Here is a 356-nt window from a genome sequence, read left to right as displayed (position 1 = left end):
TTTATATCCGAACCAAAAGACATTCTTCCCGTCACTGTTTTTCTTAATCCCCCATTTTGGTTCGATGGGCGCTTCTTTAAACAACGTTTCCACTGACTCAGACCGCTGATGAACAATCTCTTTTTCATAAATAGGGCGTGCATCATCTTCGGCTTGTTTTTCTTTCAGCCATTGTTCATACTCAGCTTTCGGTTTGCGACCACGCTTTTCTTCGCTGGCTTTTCTTTCTTCTCTGAGGCTTGCGCTCGATCCCTTGCCTCAAAATGCGTCGCATCGATGGCAATGTTTTCTTCGCTGATATGTCCTTCGTCGATGGCAAGCAGAACCAGTTCATCATGGATCTGTTCCATCACATC

The 356-nt window shown here is 44.9% G+C and carries 1 pseudogene; it reads right to left on the bottom strand.

The features are described from left to right. Positions 1–164: 164 nt before the first annotated feature. Positions 165–356 (bottom strand): annotated as a pseudogene (locus G4V62_RS21025) (hypothetical protein); the annotation flags it as partial.

Source organism: Litoribacterium kuwaitense (assembly GCF_011058155.1).
Lineage (GTDB): Bacteria > Bacillota > Bacilli > Bacillales > DSM-28697 > Litoribacterium > Litoribacterium kuwaitense.
Note: the sequence above shows the minus strand (reverse complement) of the source record. Positions and strands in the feature narration are given on the sequence as shown.